The sequence below is a fragment of the Pseudomonas sp. FG13 genome (genome assembly GCF_057809755.1).
Window position 1 is genome coordinate 13410 of sequence record NZ_JBMDKO010000023.1, and the last position, 25653, is coordinate 39062.

At 56.8% G+C, this 25653-nt stretch carries 21 protein-coding genes and 1 pseudogene; 4 read left to right on the forward strand and 18 right to left on the reverse strand.

The window, feature by feature from the left end; translation table 11 throughout:
• Window positions 1-79 precede the first annotated feature (79 nt).
• Entirely contained in the window at window positions 80-1534 is a 1455-nt protein-coding gene (locus ACODTO_RS18380; RefSeq protein WP_489106846.1) for an MFS transporter, read from the forward strand.
• Window positions 1535-1726: 192 nt separating this feature from the next.
• Complete coding sequence (locus ACODTO_RS18385) at window positions 1727-2005, forward strand: DUF1652 domain-containing protein (protein ID WP_003201764.1); 279 nt, start codon at window positions 1727-1729, stop codon at window positions 2003-2005.
• A gap of 203 nt (window positions 2006-2208) precedes the next feature.
• Here ACODTO_RS18385 and ACODTO_RS18390 read toward each other — a convergent pair whose 3' ends face one another.
• The 5 genes from ACODTO_RS18390 to ACODTO_RS18410 all read right to left on the reverse strand — a co-directional run bounded on the left by ACODTO_RS18390 (window position 2209) and on the right by ACODTO_RS18410 (window position 11384).
• Entirely contained in the window at window positions 2209-4677 is a 2469-nt protein-coding gene (locus tag ACODTO_RS18390) for a UvrD-helicase domain-containing protein (protein ID WP_489106847.1), read from the reverse strand.
• 307 nt (window positions 4678-4984) lie between these two features.
• Window positions 4985-6631: a phosphoglucomutase (alpha-D-glucose-1,6-bisphosphate-dependent) gene (gene pgm / locus ACODTO_RS18395; protein ID WP_489106848.1), complete on the reverse strand. Its 1647-nt coding sequence runs from the start codon at window positions 6629-6631 to the stop codon at window positions 4985-4987.
• A gap of 90 nt (window positions 6632-6721) precedes the next feature.
• The gene (locus ACODTO_RS18400; RefSeq protein WP_175363366.1) at window positions 6722-8119 is read right to left on the reverse strand and encodes an aminotransferase-like domain-containing protein; all 1398 of its coding nucleotides are present in this window, start codon (window positions 8117-8119) and stop codon (window positions 6722-6724) included.
• A gap of 96 nt (window positions 8120-8215) precedes the next feature.
• Window positions 8216-9703, reverse strand: a complete 1488-nt coding sequence (locus ACODTO_RS18405) for a hypothetical protein (RefSeq protein WP_489106849.1) — start codon at window positions 9701-9703, stop codon at window positions 8216-8218.
• A 655-nt stretch (window positions 9704-10358) separates the two neighbouring features.
• On the reverse strand, window positions 10359-11384 hold the full coding sequence (locus tag ACODTO_RS18410; RefSeq protein ID WP_139645618.1) for a zinc-dependent alcohol dehydrogenase family protein: 1026 nt from the start codon (window positions 11382-11384) through the stop codon (window positions 10359-10361).
• A 256-nt stretch (window positions 11385-11640) separates the two neighbouring features.
• Between ACODTO_RS18410 and ACODTO_RS18415 the strand changes: the two genes are divergently transcribed.
• Together ACODTO_RS18415 and ACODTO_RS18420 are read left to right on the forward strand one after the other, a co-directional pair.
• The gene (locus ACODTO_RS18415; RefSeq protein WP_139645616.1) at window positions 11641-12555 is read left to right on the forward strand and encodes a LysR family transcriptional regulator; all 915 of its coding nucleotides are present in this window, start codon (window positions 11641-11643) and stop codon (window positions 12553-12555) included.
• A 371-nt stretch (window positions 12556-12926) separates the two neighbouring features.
• Window positions 12927-13562: a LysE family translocator gene (locus tag ACODTO_RS18420; protein ID WP_027616449.1), complete on the forward strand. Its 636-nt coding sequence runs from the start codon at window positions 12927-12929 to the stop codon at window positions 13560-13562.
• Window positions 13563-13589: 27 nt separating this feature from the next.
• Here the strand turns inward: ACODTO_RS18420 and ACODTO_RS18425 are convergent, their stop codons facing one another.
• The 13 genes and pseudogenes from ACODTO_RS18425 to thrC form a co-directional block, all read right to left on the reverse strand.
• On the reverse strand, window positions 13590-14354 hold the full coding sequence (locus ACODTO_RS18425; RefSeq protein ID WP_373682479.1) for a methyl-accepting chemotaxis protein: 765 nt from the start codon (window positions 14352-14354) through the stop codon (window positions 13590-13592).
• Window positions 14355-14447: 93 nt separating this feature from the next.
• Window positions 14448-15482: pseudogene (locus tag ACODTO_RS18430) on the reverse strand (cache domain-containing protein); the annotation flags it as partial.
• Between the two features lie 32 nt (window positions 15483-15514).
• Window positions 15515-16018, reverse strand: coding sequence for an Lrp/AsnC family transcriptional regulator (locus ACODTO_RS18435; protein WP_489106850.1), 504 nt, complete (start codon window positions 16016-16018; stop codon window positions 15515-15517).
• Between the two features lie 12 nt (window positions 16019-16030).
• A complete protein-coding gene (locus tag ACODTO_RS18440; protein ID WP_027616446.1) occupies window positions 16031-16792 on the reverse strand; it encodes an ABC transporter ATP-binding protein in 762 nt (253 codons plus the stop codon).
• Between the two features lie 52 nt (window positions 16793-16844).
• On the reverse strand, window positions 16845-17555 hold the full coding sequence (locus ACODTO_RS18445; protein WP_027616445.1) for an ABC transporter permease: 711 nt from the start codon (window positions 17553-17555) through the stop codon (window positions 16845-16847).
• The gene (locus ACODTO_RS18450; RefSeq protein ID WP_027616444.1) at window positions 17552-18280 is read right to left on the reverse strand and encodes an ABC transporter permease; all 729 of its coding nucleotides are present in this window, start codon (window positions 18278-18280) and stop codon (window positions 17552-17554) included. The genes ACODTO_RS18445 and ACODTO_RS18450 overlap by 4 nt, the downstream gene beginning before the upstream one ends.
• Window positions 18281-18331: 51 nt before the next feature.
• A complete protein-coding gene (locus ACODTO_RS18455) occupies window positions 18332-19114 on the reverse strand; it encodes a transporter substrate-binding domain-containing protein (RefSeq protein WP_060752886.1) in 783 nt (260 codons plus the stop codon).
• Window positions 19115-19287: 173 nt separating this feature from the next.
• Entirely contained in the window at window positions 19288-19605 is a 318-nt protein-coding gene (locus ACODTO_RS18460; protein WP_041021439.1) for a DMT family transporter, read from the reverse strand.
• 142 nt (window positions 19606-19747) lie between these two features.
• Window positions 19748-20950 carry a trans-sulfuration enzyme family protein gene (locus tag ACODTO_RS18465; RefSeq protein WP_139645610.1) on the reverse strand — a complete coding sequence of 401 codons (1203 nt, stop codon included), beginning with the start codon at window positions 20948-20950 and terminating at the stop codon, window positions 19748-19750.
• A 51-nt stretch (window positions 20951-21001) separates the two neighbouring features.
• Window positions 21002-22420, reverse strand: a complete 1419-nt coding sequence (locus tag ACODTO_RS18470; RefSeq protein WP_489106851.1) for an aldehyde dehydrogenase family protein — start codon at window positions 22418-22420, stop codon at window positions 21002-21004.
• A gap of 2 nt (window positions 22421-22422) precedes the next feature.
• Window positions 22423-23472 (reverse strand): homoserine dehydrogenase, encoded by a 1050-nt coding sequence (locus ACODTO_RS18475; protein WP_041021436.1) that lies wholly within the window; start codon window positions 23470-23472, stop codon window positions 22423-22425.
• A 117-nt stretch (window positions 23473-23589) separates the two neighbouring features.
• The gene (locus ACODTO_RS18480) at window positions 23590-24027 is read right to left on the reverse strand and encodes an Lrp/AsnC family transcriptional regulator (RefSeq protein ID WP_027606629.1); all 438 of its coding nucleotides are present in this window, start codon (window positions 24025-24027) and stop codon (window positions 23590-23592) included.
• Window positions 24028-24041: 14 nt separating this feature from the next.
• Window positions 24042-25445 (reverse strand): threonine synthase, encoded by a 1404-nt coding sequence (gene thrC, locus ACODTO_RS18485; RefSeq protein ID WP_175384926.1) that lies wholly within the window; start codon window positions 25443-25445, stop codon window positions 24042-24044.
• Window positions 25446-25653 lie beyond the last annotated feature (208 nt).

Genomic DNA, 25653 nt, shown 5'->3' on the forward strand with positions numbered 1-25653 from the left:
ATGCTGCGTCTTCCGCCATGTTATGCCCGGGCGTACTGTTCTGACAGTCCAGTTTTTGTGAACCGTTCCGGAGAACAGCATGAAACCAGTCCATACGCCGCCGGACATTCCCGGCGCTCCCCAGGCCTCCTCGTCGCGCTGGGCGTTGACCAGCCTTGCCCTGGCAACCTTGCTCGCCTCGCTGGGCACCAGCGTCGCCACAGTCGGCCTGCCCGCCTTGGCCGAAGCGTTCGGCGCCTCTTTCCAGGCAGTCCAATGGGTGGTGCTGGCTTATCTGCTGGCGATCTCCACGCTGATTGTCAGCGTCGGGCGCCTGGGTGATCTGTTGGGACGCCGGCAACTACTATTGGCCGGGATTCTGCTGTTCACCCTGGCGTCCGTCCTCTGCGGACTCGCCCCTTCCCTTTGGCTATTGATCGCAGGCCGGACGCTGCAAGGCCTGGGAGCGGCGGTCATGATGACCCTGACCCTGGCCCTGGTCGGTGAAACGGTCGACAAGGACCGAACCGGTCGCGCCATGGGCTTGCTGGCCACGCTGTCAGCGGTGGGCACCGCCCTTGGTCCTTCGCTCGGCGGTACGCTGGTCAGCGCCTTTGGCTGGCACGCCATCTTCCTGATCAACGTACCCCTCGGGCTCCTGACGTGGCTGTTGGCCTGGCGTTCCTTGCCCACCCATCGCCCGCAGACGAGTGCCGCAAGACCCGGCTTCGATATCCCGGGCACAGTGCTGCTGGCGACGGCGCTGGGCGCTTATGCACTGGCCATGACCCTGGGACGCGGTCATTTTGGTGGCCTCAATCTCGCCTTGCTGCTGGTGGCAATCCTCGGCGGCGGGCTGTTTGTCCTGGCCCAGCGCCGGGTAACGTCGCCGTTGATCCCCCTGGCATTGTTCCGTGACCGGCTGCTGGTATCAGGCCTGGCAACGAGTGCATTGGTCGCGACGGTCATGATGGCGACGCTGCTGGTAGGGCCTTTCTACTTGTCCATCAGCCTTGGACTGCCGACCGCATTGGTAGGATTGGTGTTGGCCGTGGGTCCCTGCGTTGCTGCGTTGACCGGCGTGCCTGCCGGGCGCCTCACGGATCGGTTCGGCGTGCGGCCCATGCGGCTCGTCGGGTTGGCGACCATGGGACTCGGCTGCTTGATGCTGACACTGGTGCCACCCGCGCTGGGCATGGCTGGCTACATCATGGCTATCGTGGTCACCACCTTGGGCTACGCGCTGTTTCAGACCGCCAACAACACCGCCGTGATGGCGGATATACCTGCGCAGAAGCGCGGCGTCATTGCCGGGTTGCTCAACCTGTCGCGCAACCTGGGCTTCTTTACCGGCGCGGCGGTGCTCGGTGCGATATTCGCCTCAGCGTTACCGGCGAGTGGCGTTTCCGCCGCCAGCCCCGAGGAGGTCGCAAATGGCCTGCATTTCACCTTTGTCGTCGCCCTATCGATGGTGATTTTGGCATTGCTCATCGCCCTGCAATACCGCGCACCAGAGCCGCTGACGGATTCCCAGGCGGCGCCGGACAAAGGATGATGGCATTCTGAGCCCTGACCTTTAAGTCATGATCCAGATCAAAAAAAGTGAACCAATCGCAAAACGGACTGAAAAAAGCCACATGACTTTCATTATCCAATGCTATTTTTAGTTCTCACTGGTAGAGCCATGATGGCTCTTCCTTCCTGACAAGAGCAAACGGAAGCGCTTGATGAAGAAGGTGGGCAACAGATGAATAAAGGATCGTTCAGCAAGGTTACGTTTCCCAACGCTTGCCAGCTGATGCGCTGGCATTTCCATCCAATGGGCTTCGAGGCCAGTATGGATGCACCGGGCAGCATGGTCGCCCGGTTGTTCGATCGCGCCAGCGGTGAAACCATGATCGCGATTGCGGGCATCCCCTGCGCGACCGTGATGAACGCCCCTGACGTGGAACGAATAATCGAAGCGGTGGAAGCCGAGCTGGAAGCCTTCGTACCACCGGTTGGTTTGAGGCGGTTCGCCTCCTGAGCAAAAAAGCCCACATTACGTGGGCTTTTTTGTGGGCGCTGTTTCTAAATATGTGGCTAGCCGTCCCGCCGCTATCGCGAGCAGGCTCGCTCCCACAGGGGGTTGGGTGAACACACTGACTGAAGCCATCCCCGGGACCTTGTGGGAGCGAGCCTGCTCGCGATGGCGATCTTCCAGGCAACCACCAGTCCGGTCCAGCCCACTCAACCCCGGGCGCGGCGATGGTCTGCGAAGAACGGTTTGCCTTTATCGATACGGTCCGAAGCCTTGGGCGCGTTTGCGGCCTGGCTGTCCGGCTCATCGACGTACCAGTAGCAATGCTGCACCGCACGGGTGATGCCCACGTAGGCCAGGCGCAGGATCTCGTCCCTTTGCGCCGTGTCGTACGGCTCGGCGTCACCGTCCTGACCCAGCCCAGCCATTCGATAGACCTGATTCTTGTAGGGTGAACGGGTCAGATGCTGGCAGTCGCCCAACAGGAACACGGCATCGGCTTGGAGCCCCTTGGCGCTGTGATAGGTCATCTGCCTCAGGCGCCTCGCATCATAAGGCAAGCTAGAATCCACATTAACTGTTGGCTTAATATACTTTTCTATCAATGACTTATCGCTGCTTTTTCGATACAACATTAATATCGAATCACCCTTGCGATAGTGCTCATCCAACCGCTGGGCCAAACCTTCATCGTCCCGATCCAGCACGTTGACCGGGCTCAGTAATGTGGATTTACCGCCGGCCTTGGCCTTTTTGCCAGGAATCGCAGCCGCCGCACGGACAATATGCTCAGCCGCGTCAATGATGTGCTGATGACTGCGGTAGTTGTCGGTGAGCATCACTCGGGTATTGGCCGGCGACGGAAATTGTTGGGTGAACCCCATGAAATAGCTCGGTGAGCTGCCGCGCCAGCCATAGATCGACTGCCAATCGTCGCCGACACACAGCAATGAAGAATGTTGGGCGCCACGTCCCACGTGCATGGCAGGCCCTCGGCGGCGCACTTCTCGCAGGCTTGCGCGAAGCCAGGAAACGATCTGCGGGGAAACGTCCTGAAATTCATCGATCATCAGGTGCGACATAGGCCTGAGAAGCGCATCGCCCAATAACTTGAAGTTTTCCGGGGAGTGCTCGCTGAACAGCGCAAACATGCGGTTGTAGGTCATGACGGGAGGCGACTGGTCGAGCAGATGGTCTTCGAATACCCGCCAATAGCGGCTCAACGCCTCGAAAAAATACCGATCAGGGTCATCCTGGGCGAAACGCATCCGCCCTACGGCATCCGGGACATCCAGGCCGAGGTTCTCGATAAAACCGGCAGCGGCGACGAAACAATCCAGCAGCGGCGCCGAACTCAGCTCTCCTTTGACCTTGTAATCGAAGCCCGGCCCGGCGCTGGCATCTCCCGCCAATGAGGCTAGCAAACGCTTGGAGGATTCGTAGCTTTCAATCCAAATCAATGGCTTACGGCAAAAAGCTTGAAACAGGGTACGCTTTACCGCCCATTCCGCACGAAGACTCAGCCGCGCGCCTGGACGACTGAGTCGGGCATCCTCCCGCGAATCGAATCCCAGCATGACCCAGGCGTCCAGGGATGGGATGTAACCATGACAATGGAATGTCGAACCGTTGATCTCGAACGTCTGACGCTTGGGCTCGACGCCCTTGATGGGCCACGCCCCGGCACGAAACCACAAATCCTCGATGGCATCGCACAGTTCTTCGTCGCGCTGGGCAGCCAGCTCGGTCACGGCTATGCGCTTCTGCACGTCGGGGTGATCACGCTCCAGCGCCTTGAGCTGAAAAGCGTGCCGGGACAGCGGTTTGATCAGCTCCCGAAAGCGCTCGTCGCGTTGATAAAGGCGGTGATAACAGGCATTGAGCTGCTGGCGCTGAGCCTCGTTGATGCGCAAGTCGAACGGGTTGCCGTCGGCGTCGTCATCGCCCGGCCCCGTGCGATGGCTCAGGGTTTCAAAGGCCTGGAGCCGCTCGAATCCCGGCAAACTGCGCACCATGGGCAAGATGCGCGAATGAAAGGTCCGTACCAGGTCGCGAGCGTCCTTGGCGCTGACCGTTCGCCCCCACAGGGCAAACACCTCGACCAGCTTCTGGATGAAGTCCTTGCGCGACTCTCGGGTGAACGTCACCACGGTCATCGAATCCAGCTCAAAACCCAGGTACTGGGATAGCAGTACGATGCGCAGCACCAGGGTCGTGGACTTGCCCGCACCCGCGCCGGCAACCACCGAGGTGGAAGGCGTATCGCTGAAGATCATCTTCCATTGAGCTGCACTGGGCTGTGCATTGGCCGGCAGCAATCGGGCAACATCTGCCTTTACGCGTTTCTTGAGTTCGGGGGTCAAGGGCAGGCGCCAGTCGTCAAACAGCAGGTGATCGACCTTGGGAGCCGGGTGTTCCGTATTGCGGGAGTCGCGGATCAACAGGACCTGACGCCCTTCTTCCAAGCCCTCGGCCTTGCCCTCTTTGAAGCCGTAATCGAAACCAGCGGTATGTCCGCTGCGAAAACCATCGGCCTGGCCGTGCAGCCAGGAAGCCCTGTGCTGGGCGCGCAGGCGTGTCAGGCCGTGACCGAAAAAGCGGGCAGCCAGACGTTTGAGCAGCGGCATTTGCGCCAAGGGAAGCAATTCGGGAGGCAGATCGGGAGAGTGTTGCGGCACGCTTTGAGACTCCGGTGTTCAGAACCATGGCCTATGGTGTCTGTATTTACCACGGAGTGCCACCCAAAAGCTTTGAAGTCATGGGGTTAGGCGATGAAGTGAAAGTGGTGTCGCATCGACATGATTGTGGTCTGAACCACCGCTATCGCGAGCAGGCTCGCTCCCACAGGGTATCTGTGGCAGACGACCTTTATACGTACGCAGCAAAACCTGTGGGAGCCGAGCTTGCTCGCGATGACGTCGGCACATTCAACATCGACGTAACTGACCCACCGCTATCGCGAGTAGGCTCGCTCCCACACACGCATCACTTGCCGCTGATAGCGCCATCCACCAGCGTCTGCGCCTCACTCACCAACTGCTTGAGGTGCTCGTCGCCAAGGAAGCTTTCGGCGTAGATCTTGTAGATATCCTCGGTGCCGGACGGACGCGCTGCGAACCAGCCGTTTTCGGTCATCACCTTCAGGCCGCCGATGGCCTGATCGTTCCCCGGTGCATGGCTGAGAATGCTTTGGATCGCCTCACCGGCCAGCTGGGTAGACGCGACCTGATCCGGTGAGAGCTTGCTCAACAAGGCCTTCTGCTGCGGCGTAGCCTTCGCATCGACGCGTACCGAGAACGGCTCGCCCAGTTCTTCCGTCAGGGCACGGTAGGCCTGGCTTGGGTCGCGTCCGGTGCGAGCGGTCATTTCAGCCGCCAGCAACGCCGGGATCAGGCCGTCCTTGTCGGTACTCCACACGCCACCGTCCTTGCGCAGGAACGAAGCGCCGGCGCTTTCCTCGCCGCCGAAGCCCAGGGAGCCGTCGAACAGCCCATCGGCGAACCACTTGAAGCCTACCGGCACTTCATAGAGACGACGACCCAGGCGCTTGGCCACGCGGTCGATCAACCCGCTGCTGACCACCGTCTTGCCGACGCCAGCATCGGCGCGCCATTGCGGACGGTTCTGGAACAGGTAATCGATGGACACCGCCAGGTAATTGTTCGGCGCCAGCAGACCGCCGGACGGTGTCACGATGCCATGGCGGTCGTGATCCGGGTCACAGGCGAAGGCCACGTCGAAGCGCTCCTTCAGGCCGATCAGCCCCTGCATGGCATGGCTGGAAGAAGGATCCATGCGGATCTGCCCGTCCCAGTCGACTGTCATGAAGCGAAACGTCGAATCCACCTGGGTGTTCACCACGTCCAGGTCAAGGCGGTAATGCTCGGCAATGACCGGCCAGTAGCGTACCCCTGCTCCGCCCAGCGGATCGACGCCCAAACGCAACCCAGCGGCGCGGATGACGTCGAAATCGATGACATTGACCAGGTCCGCTACGTAGGTATTGAGGTAGTCGTGACGGTGAGTGGTCTCGGCCTTCAGGGCCTGCTCGTAGCTGATGCGCTTGACGCCGGCCAGTTGGTTGGCCAGCAGCTCGTTGGCCTTGGCTTCGATCCACTTGGTGATATGGGTATCGGCCGGGCCACCGTTGGTGGGGTTGTACTTGTAGCCGCCACTCTGCGGCGGGTTATGGGACGGCGTGATGACGATGCCGTCCGCCAGGCCCGTGGTGCGGCCGCGGTTGTAGCAGATGATCGCGTGGGAAACCGCCGGTGTCGGAGTGTATTCATCGCCTTCGGCGATCATCACGGTCACGCCGTTGGCGGCGAGCACCTCCAGTGCACTGGCACCGGCAGGGGTGGAGAGCGCATGGGTATCGATACCGACGAACAAGGGCCCATCAATGCCCTGGGCTTCACGGTACATGCAAATGGCCTGACTGATAGCCAGTACATGCCATTCGTTGAACCCCAGGTCGAAGGAACTGCCACGGTGACCGGAGGTGCCGAAAGCCACACGCTGGGTTGCAACCGAGGCATCGGGCCGGCCGGTGTAGTAGGCCGTCACCAGTCGCGGGATATCGATCAACAACTCTGCCGGTGCCGGCTTGCCCGCAAATGGACTGACTGTCATGCAAAACCTCTGGATGGAGTGGCTTGTGGAATGGGATGCAGTTTACTGACAGTTCGACCGTGGCGCGATGGGTTCGATCCATCACCCCTCTTACGATTGCTCAAGCCTCAACGCGTTGGCCAACACGCAGAGCGCAGTGTCCAGGTCGGTTGCACCACTCAAGGCATGCGTCACGCGCAAGTGCTGGGTATAAAGCCCTTGGATACTGAACAGTTCACCAGGGGCGATGACGATGCGCTGGGCCAGCAAACGCTGGAAAACCTGTCGCAGGTCCACCCGGCGCGATGATCGAATCCAGATCGTCGCGCCTCCCTGGGCTTCAACCCATTGCAGGCTATCCCCCAGCCGTTCTCGCAGCAGTTGTGTTGTCGAGGTCGCGCTTTCACGCAGCAGCCGCCGCAACACCAGCAGATGCTGGTCGATCCGACCGTTACTGTACAAACGCGCGATGGCCTTCTGCCGGATGGGCGACAGGCGAAACGCGCGCAGCAGGAAATGCCGCTGCAGTTGCAGGGTCAACTGGCGCGATAGCACATAACCATAGGGGGCTTCAGGACCGATGGTTTTCTCGAAAGTGGAGTAGACGATCAGCCGGTCAGGGTCGAGCAGGTCGCGAAAAGGCACCACCCCGGCTTCGAAGACCAGGTCCGTGTAGCTGTCGTTCTCCAGCACCCAGGTACCGTGCAGATCCAGCAAACTCGCCACAGCCTGGCGGTTGTCCTCGGGAATGCGCGTCCCTCTGGGCATGTTCAACACCGAAGACAGCACCACCAGGCGCACGGTTTCGTTCTGTAGAAGCTGCTCCAGTTGCTCGAGACTGATGCCGCCGTCCGCCAACAACGGCAGCTCGATCACCTTGACGTCGGCGGCTTGCAGCAAGCGCAGAATCGTCCAGTCGCAAGGCGATTCGATCAGTACGGTGGCGCCCCTGAGCCCCAGCACGGCGATCAGGATCTCCAGCACACCCCGCAGATCGGCACCGATGTACACGTCATCGGCCTTCCAGCAGCGCGCCGGCGAGGAGGTGTAACGGGCCGCCAAGGCCGCGCGCAGTTCCAGCTCGCCCCAGGGCTGTGAAGGCATCTGAGAGGCGCGCGGGTACTGCCGCAGCAGCTCGCGCTCGAGCAGCAACAGCGGGCTGTCCAGGGGTTGCATCGACGCCGGTTCGTCCGCGCTGAGCACCAGCATGCCTGGTCGCCGGGCATTGACGTAGAGCGTCTCGAGCAGATCGTCACCGCCGCCCAGGGCGACCACGCTGGGCACTGGCAGCGCGTAATAACCGGACTTGGCGACGGAGTAGACCCGCCCTTCCTTTTCCAGCAGCGAATAAGCGTACTGGATAGTAGAAATCGACACGCTCAACCGGTCGGCCAGTTGCCGTAAAGACGGCAGTCGGACCCGGGAATCGCTCCCCAGCTCACTGATCAGGGCCGTCAGGTAACGATAGACCGCCTGGTAGGCGAAATCTGTTTCCCGTGAGCCCTTCATGGCTTCAGACCCGTTGGATGGGCCGCGACCGACCACGGCGAAGCACCAGCAGTGGCGGCCGGATACAAGGTGGGTGAAGCCGTCAAACCGCCCCCCTCAATATCTGCCCGAGCCTTCGCGCAGGCCGTCGCTACCCAGCCCGGGCGTTTCGGTATCGGCGTTGTCGATGGCCTGTTGGGGGTCTATTCCCAGGGTGGTTTCGTGTTCCGGCAGTGCTACGCGCGCCCCATAGAGCCTGCCGAGCATGTCGATCGACAGGCCGCTGACATCCACCATCCATTGCGCCACCTGGTCGGCGACTGTCGCGCCCTGCATGGCCTTGTGCAGGTCCGGCATCGCCACCAGCATGCCGGGGTGACAACAACGCAGGAAATGCTCCAGCCCCGCGCCCTTCTCGACAAAGGGTGCGAACAGCATGCACACCAATTGCGCCTCGTTGAGCCCCAGGGTCGTTTGCGCTTCGGCGGCGGCCTGGGCACGGCGCTCCGCAATGGCCGAAGGCGGGCCGAACAGCTCCCGAGCCTGTTCGCAGACGTGTTCCGGCAGTTGCTTGCGGTGCATGATCATGATTGCCCGCTGCACATAGTCTCCGTAGCCCGCTTCGTAACTGCGTCCCTGCAGGCAAGCCGCTTGCAGGCCATGCAAATGGGCCGACAGCAGCGGACTGAGGTATTCGTTTTCCGGTGCCGAGGCGATAAGGTCGTCGGTCCGCACCCGCAGGAACTCACTGAACAGCAGCCAGTTCATTTCTTCGCAGCGATCGACGATCAGGTCATCGATGCCGATATGCCCTACTCGCCGGCATGCCTCGAAATGGCCCTCGGGTTTCCACATGCCGAGGCGGTGCGATCCATAGAAATGCCGATAGAGATCGTCTCCCAGGGTATCGAGCTGCGCAAAGAGGTTGTCAAAGGTGGTAGTCGTTTCGATACCCAGGCCGATCTTGCGGGTCGCACGTCGCAGGCCCGCCATGAACTGTCTCTGCTGGCGCGGCGTATCGCTGCTGACCAGGGAGTCCACTCCCGATTCCCAGCGCGCCATGTGGCGGTAGAACTCCGCCATGGCCAGGTAGCCGTCATCACCAATCTCCAAAGGGCTGTCGACCGAGCGAAGGTGACCCAGGACCAGCATGTCCATGCGGTTGGACTCGTGCCCGGCCACCGACAATGGCTGCCTGTGGTTGAACGGCACCACTTCGCGGTTATCCGCCATCAGCAGCTCTACACGGGGATCGTCATAGACGAACAGCGCGCTGTAGCAACGATGGATGTTTTCCAGGGTCGCCTGGGTGGTCTCGCTCAACCGCGGCGTGGCAACACGCAGGTCGAAGGTCACGGGATTTCTGCCGGCGATGCTCAGTTGCGCGGCTCTCAGCGCCGTCAGCACGTAAAAGCTGTCCCGGCTCCCGTTCAGGACCGTCAGTACGCGGTATTCACCGATCCGCTCAATGCCACCAGCGGCGACGATCAAACGCTGGATCAAGAGCTGCAACGCCGTACGCTCCGCACGAGAATAAAAACCCAACAGCCGCTGCAGTATCTGTTGATACACGTGAATCATTGCCTGCTCATGAATTGCGCTCATAACCATTTACCTGGAAGTTCAAATATCAGTGTCGCCCCACCCACGTGATCGCGCGACGTGTTCGGATGGAAGACTTATTTCACTACTGCGAAGAGTATTAGCAATACGCCCGAGCTTTGCTCGTCGTAACTATTTGATACATACAAGGGGCGTCGACCGCCGTCCGTGTCGCCAAAGCCTGAAAGCCGCCAATTCATTGGGCCTGACGTCCGTCTCGACGTGTCCTAGGAGAATTCCGACAGCGTCCCACAGACAATGAGTACGAGAAATAAAGAACTTACCGAACTTTAATTGACCGCTTACCTCATACTGTTTTCCCGATAATCGATAGAGGACCCCGCCCCCATTAACGCCTGAAGCATCTTGAACAGACATTGATGGATCAAGCCTTTCTGGAAACATGTATTGAGCCATGACTTCTTCCTTGAGCTGAAAACCAGCATTCAATTATCAGGACTTCAATAATGATTAGAAGATACAGATTGAGGGCAAAAACCAGTTCAGTTGCCGGCAAGGTAAACGGAGTCGTTGTGGACAGGCAGCCGGACACCCTCGCAAGTCGTTCGAGGGCTGAAGCAGAAAAGGAGAGAAGAGGCCCGATCAGGCCGGAGGCAGCGCAAGAGCCAGGGACAATGACTCTTGCGCAGGACAGGAATCAGGCGGGATCGACAACCTGAAGGGCAACGCGCTCACGGCAAGGACATTCGTCCATGTAACGGTGAGCCTCGACAAACTCGGCGAACGGAAAGACCCGGGTCTTGAGTGGCAGCAGGACACGGTCGGCAGTCAGTTGATTGATATCGCGCAGTGCCCGCTGCACCGCCACCTGGTCCTGGATAATGCCCAGTTCCGGCTTGCCGGTGAAATTGCCGATGCAATGCACGAAGAACTGAATGTTCTTCTGAAACGCCGCGCAGGCCGGGAACGGTGTCTGGTTCCCCCCTTGCAGGCCATACAACACCAGGCTGCCTCGTGGGGCCAGGACATCGCCGAGCAGCGACATTTGCGGCCCGCCCAAGCCGTCGAACACCACGTCGACGCCACGATTGTCGGTGAGCTTGTTGATTTGCATCAGCAAGTCCTGCTCTTCCGTGACGATGACTTTCTCGGCCCCCAGGGACAACAGGTACTCTCGCTCGTCAGCGGTCTTGGTGGCCGCGATCACCCGTACACCCAGCGCCTTGCCGAGCTGTACGAAGGAAGGGCCGGCGCAATGGCTGGCATCGGTGACCAGGGCGAACTGCCCGGGTTTGACTCGCGCCAGATCAACATAGGCAAAATAGGCGACCAGCAGCGGCGTGTAGTGCACCGCGGCTTCGATCGGGCTCAAGACGTCCGGGTATCGGGTCAGCGCGGTGCGCGGCAACACGATGATCTCACCGTACACCGGATAATCGTTCGCGCTTTGTGCGGGGAAGCTGGCGACCTTGTCGCCCACGGCCAGATCGTCCACACCGTCGCCGACGGCCGTCACCACGCCGGCCATTTCATGGCCCAGGCCGGAAGGCAGGCGGGCCTGGGACGGCGCCAGGTTCTGGCGCCACAGGGTGTCATGCCAACTGATGCCGATCGCTTCGACACGGACCTGCACTTCTCCTGGCGCAGGGAGAGCCGCCGGCTGCTCTTCGCATTTGAGCACCTCGGCACCACCAAACTTGTGAAAACGGATCGTGCGGGACATCGCAAACCTCGTCAAAGTAACCTCTAATGCCATGAACTCTATCCGGGCTTTGTACCCAAGACCATCAGTGGCTATTAATAGTCGACATGCCTGTCATTGATTCCGCAGCAAGAAAATCAATCAGCCCCGCGGGGCAAATCCTACAAAAATTCATTTAGCCAGTGCAGAGTACCAGTCTTTCCCCGTAAGATTCATGCCGGTCATTGTTCGCATATGGCCGCTCACGTCAAGCTCGCCGAATCTGCCAGGACCCCAGATGAATCGCAATGACCTGCGTCGTGTCGACCTGAACCTGTTGATCGTATTCGAAACACTGATGCATGAACGCAGCGTGACCCGCGCCGCCGAGAAACTGTTCCTCGGCCAGCCGGCCATCAGCGCCGCGCTGTCGCGCCTGCGCAGCCTGTTCGATGACCCGCTGTTCGTGCGTACCGGGCGCAGCATGGAACCCTCGGCCCGGGCGATCGAAATCTTCGCCCTGCTCTCCCCGGCCCTGGATTCGATTTCCACGGCGGTCAGCCGCGCGGCGGAATTCGACCCGGCCACCAGCACCTCGGTGTTTCGCATCGGCCTGTCGGACGATGCCGAATTCGCCCTGCTGCCCATGCTGCTCAAGCGCCTGCGCGCCGAAGCCCCTGGCATCGTGCTGGTGGTGCGCCGGGTCAACTACATCCTGATGCCGAGCCTGCTGGCGTCCGGCGAGATATCCATCGGCGTCAGCTACACCGACGACCTGCCGGCCAACGCCAAGCGCAAGGTGCTGCGCCGCAGCTCGCCCAAGGTGCTGCGGGCCGACACCGCACCGGGGCAACTGACCCTGGACGAATTCTGCGCACGCCCCCACGCCCTGGTGTCCTTCGCGGGCGACCTGAGCGGTTTCATCGATGAAGAGTTGGAAAAACTCGGCCGCAAGCGCCATGTGGTACTGGCGGTGCCGCAGTTCAATGGGCTGAGCACCCTGCTGGCAGGCACGGACATCATCGCCACCGTCCCCGACTACACCGCCGACGCACTGACCGCCGCTGGCGGCGTGCGTGCAGAAGACCCTCCGATCCCGGTGCGCAGCTTTGAACTGCACATGGCTTGGCGTGGGTCCCAGGACAATGACCCGGGGGAACGCTGGTTGCGGTCGCGGATTCAGATGTTTTTTGGCGACCCTGAGAGTCTCTAGGGGCCGGATGGCGGGCTGTTTATCCGATCACTTCTGCCTTTTCAAGGACCATGGAGATCCATCCACCTCCAGTGCATTGCTACATTGGGGGCATATCTGAGGGCATGCTTTGGATGGTTCGAAAAGGATGCCCCCAGTCTAAGGTCTAGCAGCCCAAATCTCGAAAAATCACACGCTGATGACGGGATTGGCAGGGGCAAACTCGGCGTAGGACTACAGGAAGTTGGCGATGGAAAACATCCCATTGAGCGCGATCCAGTCCCACGAGATGAGAATCAAATAAGCCAGAAAATTCAGCTAAAGAACCCAATGACGAATAGCTTATGAACACTTAAGCTGCGAGCTATTACAAGCAGCTCGAGGGTCGACTGATGTCATTTGATTTCCACCACCTTCTACTCGTTTTTACCGCCTACATTGTTGGAGCGGCAAGCCCGGGGCCCAGCAATATGCGGATCATGGGCGTTGCCATGCACCAAGGCAGAAAACCTGCGCTGATGCTTGCAGCCGGAGTGATCAGTGGTTCTTTTTTTTGGGGATCGATGGCCGCCACAGGCGTCTCGGCCATTCTGCTTCAGTTCGCAGAGGCACTCTTCGTGCTCAAGATCGTCGGCGGAGCATACTTGCTGTTCCTAGCCCTGAAAGCGGGACGTTCTGCCCTGACACCTGACGAGAAAATTGAGAAAGCGCTGGGCGCAGCACCGCCTATCTCGGGTTTTGGCCTCTACCGGCGGGGCTTGCTTATGCACCTGACCAACCCAAAGGCATTACTGGGTTGGATCGCCACGATGACGCTCGGCCTGGGACCACAAGCGACACCTGTAACAGTTATGATCATCCTGGCTGGCTGTGCCGTGTTGAGCATTTCTATTTTCTGCGGTTATGCGATCGTTTTCTCCACGGCACCGATGATTCGGGGTTATCGCAGGGCGCGCCGATGGATTGAAGGCACCCTTGCGTTGGTCTTTGGCGCAGCAGGTTTTAAGCTGCTGTTCTCGCGCGCGTGATTCAATGCCTGCTCTTGTAGGGATGGCCTAAGTTCGAAAGCCATCCACCAGCTGCTTGAGTCGTGTGGCTTGTCGTTCAAGATCGTCACAAGCAAGCAGTGTGGCCTGCAGGTTTTCCACCCCTTCCTGGTTGAGGTTTTTGATCTCGGTGATGTCGATGTTCAGTGAACCGATGACCGAAGTTTGCTCTTCAGTTGCTGTCGCCACCGACTGGTTGATTCCGTCAATCTCGCCGATGCGCTGACTGACGCTGCCCAGCCGCTCACCGGCCTGGTTGGCGATAATCACGCCGTCCTTACTGTAGCGCTCGCTTTCGTTCATGGTGAGTACCGCCTCACGTGCGCCCATCTGAAGCTCTGCAATCATTGTATGGATCTCTTGGGCTGACGTCTGCGTGCGGTAAGCCAGGCTGCGAACTTCGTCAGCTACAACAGCAAACCCACGCCCGGCTTCACCCGCCCGCGCGGCCTCGATCGCGGCATTGAGTGCCAGCAGGTTGGTCTGTTCGGAAATGCCCTTGATGACTTCAAGAATTCGACCGATATTTTCGGTCTTACCATTCAGCGCCTCTATGTTGCTGCATGACGTGCGGATTTTCCCAGAGAGCGCGCCCATGGCATTTATCGTTTGGGTCACCACCTCGCGGCCATCTTCAGCCTGGCACCGGGCATCCGACGCCTGAAGGGAAGCGTCACCCGCGTTACGCGCGATTTCCTGGGCCGCCGCGCCGAGTTCGTTAATCGCGGCCGCAATACTGTTGGTGCGATTGGCCTGGTCGTCCGAGTTCGACATTGACGCACTAGAGGTCTGCGTTACACGCCTGGCCACTTCATTGACATGCTCGGTAGCAGAAGACACTTCACGTATTGAGTGCTGAATACGTTCCACGAAAAGGTTGAAGTCTGCGGCCAGTTCTCCGAACTCATCTTTCGAATGCGCACTCAAGCGGCGGGTAAGGTCGCCCTCTCCCTGGGCGATATCCCGCATGGTTGTACCTATCAACCTCAGGGGCCGCATCAGTACGCGAATAAGCAAGCCCAGCAAAAGCAGCGTGGTCGCAACGGCAATAACCATCGACAAAATGGCGGAAGTGCGAAAATCATCAAGTGCCGCATAAGCTTTGCTTTTGTCGATGGACAAACCGATATACCAGTTCACCGAAGGCAGTCCCTTGATCGGCGAGAACATCAAAATTTGAGGTTTTCCGTCCTGCTCCGTCTCGCTGATATGGGAGCTAAGTGATGGCGTGTTCAGGGGGTAAATATCGCTCAATTGCTTCATCACCCGTTCTTTTTCTGGATGAACCAACACCCTGCCATCTGCGTTGACCAGAAAGGCATAGCCAATTCCACCTAGGTCGAGCGAGCTGACAATGGTCGCCAGCGTCTCCAGTGTAAGATCCCCGCCTACCACTCCAAGCGGCTGGCCGTCCTGACTGACCGGCGTTGCAATGGTCATCATCAGTTGCCCTGTCGTCACATCGAGGTAAGGCTCAGTCAGCGTTGTCCCTCCTGCAGCCATTGCGTCGGTATACCAAGGCCGGGTGCGAGGATCGTAATCAGCAGGTAGATCGTCCTTTGGCCGGATGACGAAACTACCGTTACGACTGCCTAGATAAGTGAAGGTAAACGTCGATAGCAACGACCTCTGCTCCAGCAGCCGCGTGATGTTTTGCGACGCGGGATCATTGGCAACCGCCTGGGCAACATGATCTATTAGAAGTACCCGCCCAGAGAGCCAGGACTGAACGCTTGCAGCCGTGATCTTGCTCATTTCCTCTAGGTGGTTTTCAAGGTTCGAGCGAATGGTTTTGCGCTGAATCGAGTCGTTGTAAAGCGTAAAAAGCGAAAACGCTGCGACAACAACGAATGATGCTGCAAGCAATACCTTATGACTGAACTTCAGGTTCGCAATCATCATGGTTTATCTCTAGGCGTGAAGTGTTGCAATTGTTATTCGATACCAAGGTGCGTCGATGAAGGCTTGATGACGGCCAGCTGTGGATAGGCCACCAGTTTCTCGAGGTGCAGTTCAGTGCTCTCCAGCCATGATTCAGTGATTGATCGGAAATGCTCCATATCCCGGCAGCGTATTCGGAGGCAGTAATCAAGCGCACCACTCACCAAGTGACACTCAATGACTTGCGGGCAAGCACTGACAAGCGCCTCAAATACCTTTTGCGTGCTGCATCTCCTGCCCTCAGCCAGTGTCACTAGAACCACCAGTGATAAACCTGGTAATAGCTTGCGCTCGTCAATAAATGCCCCGTAACCGCGGATGACGCCCAGCCTCTCCAGCTTGCGAACGCGTTGCTGACAAGGGCTCTCGCTCAAGTGCACCAGTGAGGCGAGTTTTTTATAGGTGATGCGCCCATTGCGGCGCAATACGTCGACGATGGCCGCGTCGATGCGTCCCAAACCCTCATGGGCCGCGTGGTTCTTTGTTCCGCTGGTCATAGCCAAAGCATTTCACTTAAGCCCGTTGGACAGAAACTGCTGCAGGCGCTCGCTTCTGGGGTTATCCAGAATTTCAGGTCCGCCCTGCTCTTCAACCAGTCCTTGATGAAGGAACAGCAGTTGGTTCGACACTTTGCGTGCAAACCCCATTTCATGGGTCACCATGATCATGGTGCGCCCCTCTTCAGCAAGCCCCTGGATGACTTTGAGCACCTCGCCCACCACCTCAGGGTCAAGCGCCGAGGTGGGTTCGTCGAACAGCATGACTTCGGGCTCCATGGCGAGGGCGCGGGCGATCGCTACCCGCTGCTGTTGACCACCGGAAAGAAATGCAGGGAACTGATCGGCAACACGGGCAGGCAAGCCGACTTTATCCAAGTATCGCCGCGCACGGTCTTCTGCGTCTTTTTTGCTGATGCCTAGCACCCGACGCGGGGCAATGGTGATGTTTTCCAACACGGTCATGTGTCCCCACAGGTTGAAATGCTGGAAGACCATGGCCAAGCGGGTACGCAGTCGTTGCAGCTCGCGGTCATCCGCCACACGTAATCCAGCATGATTTTTAACCATGCAAATTGGTTTGCCATCCAAACTCATGGCACCGTCGTTGGGTGTTTCGAGAAAATTGATACAGCGCAGGAACGTACTCTTTCCCGAACCGCTCGCGCCGATCAGGCTAATGACATCGCCCGTTTTGGCCTGCAGGGAAACACCCTTGAGTACTTCATGGGTACCGTAACTCTTGTGTAGTCCGTCAACCGTCAATTTGTACATGTTCGCAATCATCCTCTAAGCGGGTTGGGAGCGGCCCTGTCAGATACAGGGCTCAGTGAGTCGGCCCTAAAAAGGCCAGCCAATGACGTTCGGCAATTCGGAACACTCCGACCAACGCAAAGGTGACCGCCAGGTAAATCAGTGCCGCAATCCCAAACGATTGAAAGGTTAAAAAGGTCGCTGAGTTCGCGTCACGGGCAACTTTGAGAATGTCCGGCACCGTGGCGGTGAATGCCACCGTGGTTGAGTGCAGCATCAAGATCACTTCGTTGCTGTAATACGGCAGCGAGCGACGCAAGGCTGACGGCATGATCACAAACGCATAGAGTTTCCATCCCGAGAGGCCATACGCTTTTGCCGCCTCGACTTCGCCATGAGCGATGTTGCGAATGGCCCCGGCAAATATCTCGGTGGTGTAAGCGCACGTGTTCAGAGCGAAGGCAAGAATGGTGCAGTTCATTGCATCGCGAAAGAATGCGTCCAACACAGGCTGAGCGCGTATTGCGGCGAGGCTGTAGATTCCGGTGTAGCAGATCAGCAGTTGGATGTAGAGCGGTGTCCCCCTGAACAGGTAGGTATAAAACTGCACTGGCCAGCGCACGTAAAACCTGGGGGACACGCGTGCGATGGACAATGGAATAGATACGATAAAGCCGATGAAAAGCGATGCGCTGAGCAACCATAGTGTCATGGCCAGACCAGTGATTTGCTGGCCATCGCTGTAGACGAATGACCTCCAGTACTCCTGCAGTAGTTCGATCATCGCACTGCCTCCCGTAAACCCGCGGCGTAGTGTTTTTCCAGACAGCGCAGGACGAAGTTGGAGATGCTGGTGATGATCAGATAGGTCAGTGCAGCCAGTACTAGGAAAAAGAACAATTGATAGGTACTTTTTCCTGCGTCCTGGGCAGCCTTTACCAAATCAGCCAGGCCGATGATCGACACCAATGCGGTGGCTTTAAGAATTACCATCCAGTTATTACCCAGCCCCGGGAGGGCAAACCGCATCATTTGCGGGAATACCACAAAGCGAAAACGCTGGGCGCGACTTAACCCATAGGCAGTAGCGGCTTCGACCTGTCCACGGGGTACGGCCAGCATGGCGCCGCGGAAAGTTTCGGTGAAATAGGCGCCGTAGATAAAACCAAGGGTGATGATTCCTGCGACGAAGGGATTGATTTCGATGTACTGCCAGCCCAATGCCACTGTGATGACCGTCAGCCAGGTTTGCAGACTGTAGAAAATCAACAGCATCAGCACCAGATCCGGCACCCCACGAATCAGTGTGGTGTAGAGCTGCGCGGGCATACGCAGCAGCTTGAGACTGGACAGTTTAGCGCTGGCGCCCATCAACCCGAGCAATACGCTAAGCAAAAGAGAGCACAGGGACAGCTTGACGGTCATCCAGGTGCCTTCGAGCAGCAGCGGGCCGAAGCCTTGCAAGCTGAATGCAGAGAGCCCCAATGCGCCTAATAATGGTTCAAACATGATCAACAACCTATAGCGAAAACGCCCATCCAGCGGACGAGCGCCGGGTGGTTATTTGCCGCTGTAAAGATTCAGATCGCCAAAATGCTGCTTCTGGATCGAATCATAGGTGCCATCGTCGTGAAGAGCCTGGATCGCTTTATCCAGCAAGGCCTTGAGCTCTGTATTGCCCTTGGCGATGCCGATGGCTGTTTTGGAGGGAAGATAAGGGCTCTCGACCGACGGGCTCATTTCGTAGTCAGCGCCCTGGGGGGAGTTGATAAAACCCAGTTGGGCTTGAAGCGCATCCTGAAGGGATGCATCCAGCCGCCCCGCTACCAGGTCGTAATACACCTGATCCTGGTTCTGATAGGACTGGATTTTTACCCCGGCTTTGTCCAGCACGGCCTTGGCGTAAGCTTCCTGGATACTGCCTTGAAAATAGCCAACCGTTTTGCCTTTGAGTGATGCCACATCCGTGCTCAGGTCCGATCCCTTCTTGAACACATAGGACGTGAATCCGGAGAAAAGCTCGCTTGAAAAATCAATGGCTTTTTCACGAGTGGCCGTCACGGTCATGGATGACAGGATGCCGTCGAACTTGCCGGCCCTGAGGCCTGGAATCAGGCCATCAAAATCGCTTTCCACCCAGATGCATTTGACTGAAAGCTTGGCGCAAATCGCGTTGCCCAAGTCAATATCAAATCCCTTGAGGCTGCCATCGGCGGCCTTGGACTCAAACGGCGCGTAATTGGCATCTACGCCGAAACGCAAGGTGGAGTATTCTTTGGCAGACACTGCACTTGTGCACAACGCCAAGCCCATTACTAAACATAGCTTTTTTAGCGAAATCATAATTACATCCCTAGATATTGTAGTTGGATTAAGGGCAGTAAACATCCGACAGCATTAACCATGACGCTCGTTATTATTTAGCGAGACCTGCGTCTCGACTTGAACGTTACCTGAGTACGGCGACTTTACGAATATGGCAAATTGAACGTTATCACGAGCAAAATGCTCGCCTTTCAAGCAGACACCAATTTCATCATTAACAGTCCACTGACAATCAATACGGCGGCCACGATACGCAACAGCGTGGCGGGTTCACCCATGAAGAAAATACCTGCAGCAAAAGCCCCCACAGCGCCGATCCCCGTCCAGATGGTGTATGCCGTACCCAGCGGCAAGCTCTTCATCGAGAAGGATAAAAGCGCGAAACTGGCAACCACGGTGACAAATGTAATGACCGTGGGCACCAATCGCGTAAACCCTTCAGATTGTTTCATCGAAAAAGCCCACACAACTTCAAATATCCCCGCAACTATCAAACTCACCCAAGCCATGAGCAACTCCCAATCAATAAAAAACACCAAGACTGTTTGCGCCAGGCGCAATTAACACGTCAACGTTATTAAAAAGCCCCCCGCGAGGACGGGGGTAAAGACGGGTTGACCAAACCCTGGTTACATAGCGCCCGTATTCAAATCACTTGAATGTTGCGTCCAGCGCGAACGCAATATCCTTGATCAAGTCTTCTGGGTCTTCCAGCCCTACAGAAAACCGCAAATGACCGTACTGGCGGAACTCTTCGGGGTACTTGTCAAAGCCACCTCGACCCTCTGCACCTACGTGCACGATCAGTGATTCGTCATGCCCTAATGAAACGGCCGACGTGATGATGCGCAGGTTCGAGACAAAGCGATTCTGGGTATCAGGATCACCCTCTACGGCAAACGCCATCACAGCACCATAGCCCTTGCCCGCAAATTGCCGGCGCGCCAACTCATGCTGCGGGTGGGAGGGCAAACCGGGGTAGTAGACGTAGGCAATCCGATCATCGCTATCCAGAAACTGAGCCAACTTTTCGGCCGAGTTCAATAATTGCTTCAAGCGCAGAGGCAACGTGACCGAGCCGCGCATGATCATCCACGCGTTGAACGGCGAAATGGTCGCGCCGAGGTCAACCAAGGCATCATTCTTGATCTTGTTGATCAACTGGTTGGAGCCGATCACTACCCCGCCCATGGCATCACCATGGCCATTGATGTACTTGGTCAATGAGTGAATGACGAAGTCGACACCGTGTTGACTTGCACGAAAAAATGGAGGCGGCGTGAATGTGGCATCCACAGAGATCAGCGCGCCATGAGCGTGTGCAATCTCAGCCAATGCCGCAATGTCTGCAACTTTCGTGGTGGGGTTGGCGATCGTTTCAGTGTGGATCAGCTTGGTATTGGGGCGAATGGCGTTACGTACCGATTCAAGGTCACCTACGTCTACGAAGGTTGCCTCAATGCCGTAACGTTCAGGCAGTAGTTCGGCGAAAAGCCGCCAGACTGCCTGGTAGGTGATGTCACTGACGATGACGTGATCACCACTTTTCAAGAATGAAAAAAATACCGAGTGCAAGGCAGCAACACCGGTCGCGAATACCACCGCGTCTTCACAACCCTCAAGGGCTGCGAGTTTTTTCTCAAGGCAAACCTGGTTGTGGCCTTGATTGCGTGTGTACACGAGCCCGTCCGGGCTCGACCAGTCCATGGTCGCCGGATCTTCCGGCAAGAGATAGGAGTTCGCCATGACCAATGGTGTACGGACGGCGCCACTGGTGACATCCGCGACATTGCCGCCATGAACAGCAAGTGTCGCTGCAGATAATGTCGAAAGGTTGTGCTTATCGGGGCGCATGTCGTTTCCTCTTTATTGTTGTGTGTTTCATTCTTGAGTTGAGAGAGTTGCTTAGCTTCCACTCACACCGTTAATGCAAACGACCTTGGGTTGCGTCATGTCTTCGTAAGCGAAACGTACGCCCTCACGACCCATGCTCCCGTACTTGAAGCCGCCGAAAGGCATTGCATCAAAACGATAGTCGGAAGAGTCGTTGATCATCACCCCGCCCGCCTCCAGTCGTTTAGCGGCGGTCATTGCAACCTTTAGATTGCTGGTGAAGATCCCAGCATGCAGGCTGTATTCAGGTTCGTTAGCCAGCGCCAATGCTTCATCCAGGGAGGCGACGCTCTGAAGGATGACTACCGGACTGAACACCTCTTCGCACCACAACTTGCATTGGCGGTCGACGCCTTCCAGCACGGTAGGTGAATAGAGCGAGCCGTTACATGTGTTGCCAAACAACAACGTGGCGCCTTTGGCAATGGCGTCATTGACCACTTCCTCGGTACGCTTGGCTGACGCCTCGGTAATCATCGGCCCTACGTCCGTCTGCTCATCTGCAGGGTTACCGACGATCAACTTAGAGGTCTGTTCAACAAAGCGCGTTTTGAAGGTTTCATAGAGTGAGGCCTCGATGAGGATCCGTTGGGTACCGATGCAGTTTTGTCCGGCCGCCCAGAAAGCCCCCGACACGCATGAATCAACGGTTTCATCCAAATCACAATCAGCCATCACGATGACCGGCGCATTACCGCCAAGGTCCATCGCTAGCTTCTTGAGGCCAGCTGTACGAGCGATCTGCTCACCCGTGACAAAGCCGCCAGTGAAAGACACCATGCGCACCGCACGGTGGGCCACAAGAGCCTTGCCCAGGGCGGCGCCGCCTGTTGCGACGGTGGCAACAACCGGAGGCAGACCCGCGTCGATCAAGCACTCCACCAGCTTGATCGCTGATAGCGGTGTGAGCTCAGACGGCTTGAGAACAACTGCATTTCCTCCTGCAATGGCAGGCCCCAATTTATGCGCGACCAGGTTAAGCGGGTCGTTGTAAGGGGTGATGGCAACGATGACGCCCAACGGTTCACGGGTGAACCAGCCCTGACGGGATTCAGACCCGACATAGGCGTCAAAAGGAATGACTTCACCGGCATTGCGCTTGGCTTCTTCGGCAGACAACTTCAAGGTATTGACGCATCGCAACACCTCCTTTCGCGCCTGCTTCAGCGTTTTTCCTGACTCCGCGACGATCAGTTTGGCAAAGGAGTCCTTGTCACGCTCGACTGAGCTTGCGGCCTTTTCCAAGATACGCGCACGCTCATGGCGCGGCAGATCCTTGACAATCAAGGCACCTAAAATGGCGGTGTCAACTATCGTGGTAGCGGATGATGCGGGTATGTCTGCCACTTCACCCACTTTGCTGCCGTCAAACGGGCTGAGCACCGTAATGGCCTTATAATCAGCAGCGAGCGAGAGACTCAAGCTATTCATGATTACTTACCTGACGTGGTTTTGTGGTTGTGGATGCTTACGATGTCGGCGAGCAAGGCAAATGCGGTTTCAAAACGACCTGCCCCCGCACCCACTACAGTGACGGGACCGAGAATGGCCGTGTTGAAGGTAATTGCGTTGGTGGCTCCGCTCACGGCTGAGAGCGCGTCGCTCGCCGGCAAGAGCTTCGGACTCACTGATGCTGAAATCGAACCATCGCTCCGTTTCTCTGCGCTGCCAATCAGCTTCCAGCGGGCATTTGCTTTCGTCGCCTCGGCAATATCCTTGGCCGTGATTTCAGAAATCCCTTTGCACAGGACGTCGCTTGGTTTGAGTTTTGCGCCTAGCAGTTCATTGGCGAGGATGACAACCTTCAAGCGCACATCGTGCCCTTCTACATCCGCTGTTGGGTCAGCTTCGGCATACCCCAATTCCTGCGCTTTTGCGACAGCACTGGAGAAGTCCAACCCCGTCTCCATGCTGGAGAGGACAAAGTTTGAAGTACCGTTGAGGATCCCCTTGAAGCCGGTGATTTCCGAGCCTGCCAGTGACTCCTTGGCCAAACGGATAACCGGGGTCCCGCTCATGACAGAACCTTCAAATTCAAAGCGGGCGCCGGTGCTATCGGCCAGCGTCTTCAAGCTTTGTGCATGCAGCGCCACGGGCCCTTTGTTGGTGGTCACGACACTGACGCCCTTTTCCAGAGCCCAGCGGCAGAAGGTCGTAGCCGGTTCACCATCCACAGGATTGGTGAACGTTGCCTCAGCGACAATATCGGCGCCAGAGAAGCGGATAACGGTTTCGTTTGCCGGCTCAGCAGTCCCGCCGGCCAGGGTCCTGAAACTGCCTTTAGCAGCAGGCACTGCTGCCAATTCACGAGCGTCCAGGCCGTCTTTGTTAATGATCGAACCGAGGTAAAGGTCACTGACACCGACAATCTTCAAGGTAAAACCTAATTCATCGGCCCAACGCGAATTCTTATCGGCAATAAGCTGGGTCAGCGCGCGGTTAACGCCACCAAATCCAAGCAACGCAATTTTGTATTCAGTCACGACAGGGTTCTCATTGTTATGTTGTGGTGCTGAGATAGTAAGCCGCCAACTTAACTTTACGAATATGGCAAACAGAACGTTGTTGCGAGCAAAATGCTCGTACAACAGCGCAACTTGCTATTTTGTGCTCGACAGAACAAAAGACGTTACGGTATTCAGGACTCCCGGCAGCGTCGAGATCTCACTCCATACCCTGTGGATACGATCTGCATTCATCGCCTGAACCGTCAGTACAATATCGAGGTCGCCACTCATCACATTGCAGGAAATAACTTCAGGCATTGCACCAACGGAGCGAACAACTTCTGAATCTCGCATACGATCCTTACGATAAACGAAGATTAATGCATTAATGGGTCCTGCATCAGCTGAAGGCATACCTTTAATAATTGTGTAGCCTCGGACATACCCATCGCGCTCCAATCGCTCAATCCGCAGCCTGACTGCGTTCCTGGACAAATTGACTTTTAGGGCAATATCGTTGTGGGCCAACCGTGCATTGCGAGTTAGCTCCTCCAAAATCTTTTCATCAACTTTATCTAAAACACGTTTCATCTCTGGCTCCGGACTTATAACGAGTGAGACTCCGTGTCTTTTGATAATGCCCTGACCAGTGAGATCAGCGACCTGACGTCGTTGGGAATTGAAGTACAGTCTTGTTCAGCAACTACAGGAACACCAATTGTATTTAGGTGGCCAACAATCTCTGACTTTTGGGTTGCAGTGCCAACTTTCGACGGATGTGTGGTTGCCAGGCAAATCATGGGGATCATCAAGCTGCGTCTGCTTACACGCGCAGCGCGCAAGCCGATAGCGGTATTGGGACTGACCAGATATCCACTCTCTGCAAAGACCTCATGAATACAACTGAATGCGTCTGCATCGTCCACAGCCAGTGAGTCAAACAGTTTGCGTGCATCCAACCATTCATCCTGCGCTAACTGAATAGTTCCCTCACCTTCTAGCAACTGCATATTACGAGCTACTTTTTCTCCGCATCGATTTAAAATGCTCCACTGTAGGCGCTCAAAATTAGAGGCTAATGAAACATTCATAGTGGGAATTTTGGTAGCACGAATTTCATTTCGACTGTACAGATTTGATTGGAGAAAGTTATGCAGTCCGGCGTTAGCATTCGTGGCAACGATAAGCTGTCGAATCGGCAGTCCCATTTGCTTGGCAATATAACCAGCGTACAGGGCGCCAAAATTTCCAGTCGGGACACTGAAAGCAATCTCTCTTTTAGGCGCACCGAGCTGAAGAGCAGAATAGAAATAGAAGGAGAGGTGCGCAAGTACGCGAACCCAGTGCACTGAGTTAAACGAAATAAGATGCTGCTGTGCATTACTACTTTGTTTCAGGAACTGCTCACACAAACGATGACAATCAGAATAGTCTCCGTCGACCGCAACATTCACAACATTATCTTCGTGCGTACCCAGTAAGCGTAGGCGATCCTCCGCCGTTAACCCCATGGAAGGATGCAATACCAACAACGTAACGCCCTTCATTCCCGAAAATGCTTTTATTGCTGCGGCGCCAGTATCTCCACCTGTACAACCTATAATCAGCGCCTTCTTACCAGACCTGAGTAAATCATGATCGATAAAGCGAGACATCAACTGAAGGCCAACGTCTTGGTAGACGCCTGACGGCCCATGAAACAATTCGAGTATCCACTCGTTACTTGCGGTCTGGTACAGCGGTGTCACTGCGTTGCTTTTAAAACAATCAAAAATCTCCTCAAGCATCCGAGACAACAGATCCTGCTCGATCCATCCCCCCAGAAAGGGCTCGATTACGTAGCGAGCCAATTCATGGAAGGGCAACCATTCGAGCTTTGAGAGCTCCTCCTTTTTGAAGCGGGGAACCTTGTGCGGCACGTACAAGCCACCGTCAGGCGCGTACGCCCCCATCAGCACCTCGCTGAATTCGTACGTTCTACCTGGGGTCCGTGTGCTGACGTATTTCATGATCCAAGACACCCTCAAGCCATTTCCGAGCCGGCCACCTGCAAGCTGGGGCTTCTCCGGAATTCAATGCGGTAGCGTTAATCGCCTTTGATCCAGCTTCATACCAATGACCATAAAAGTCAATATATCGACCATCATACCTCGCTAACGGTACTCCGTTCCCGTTACACGAACCCCCCTTTTGTCCAAGCCCATGGGATGTGCGAGG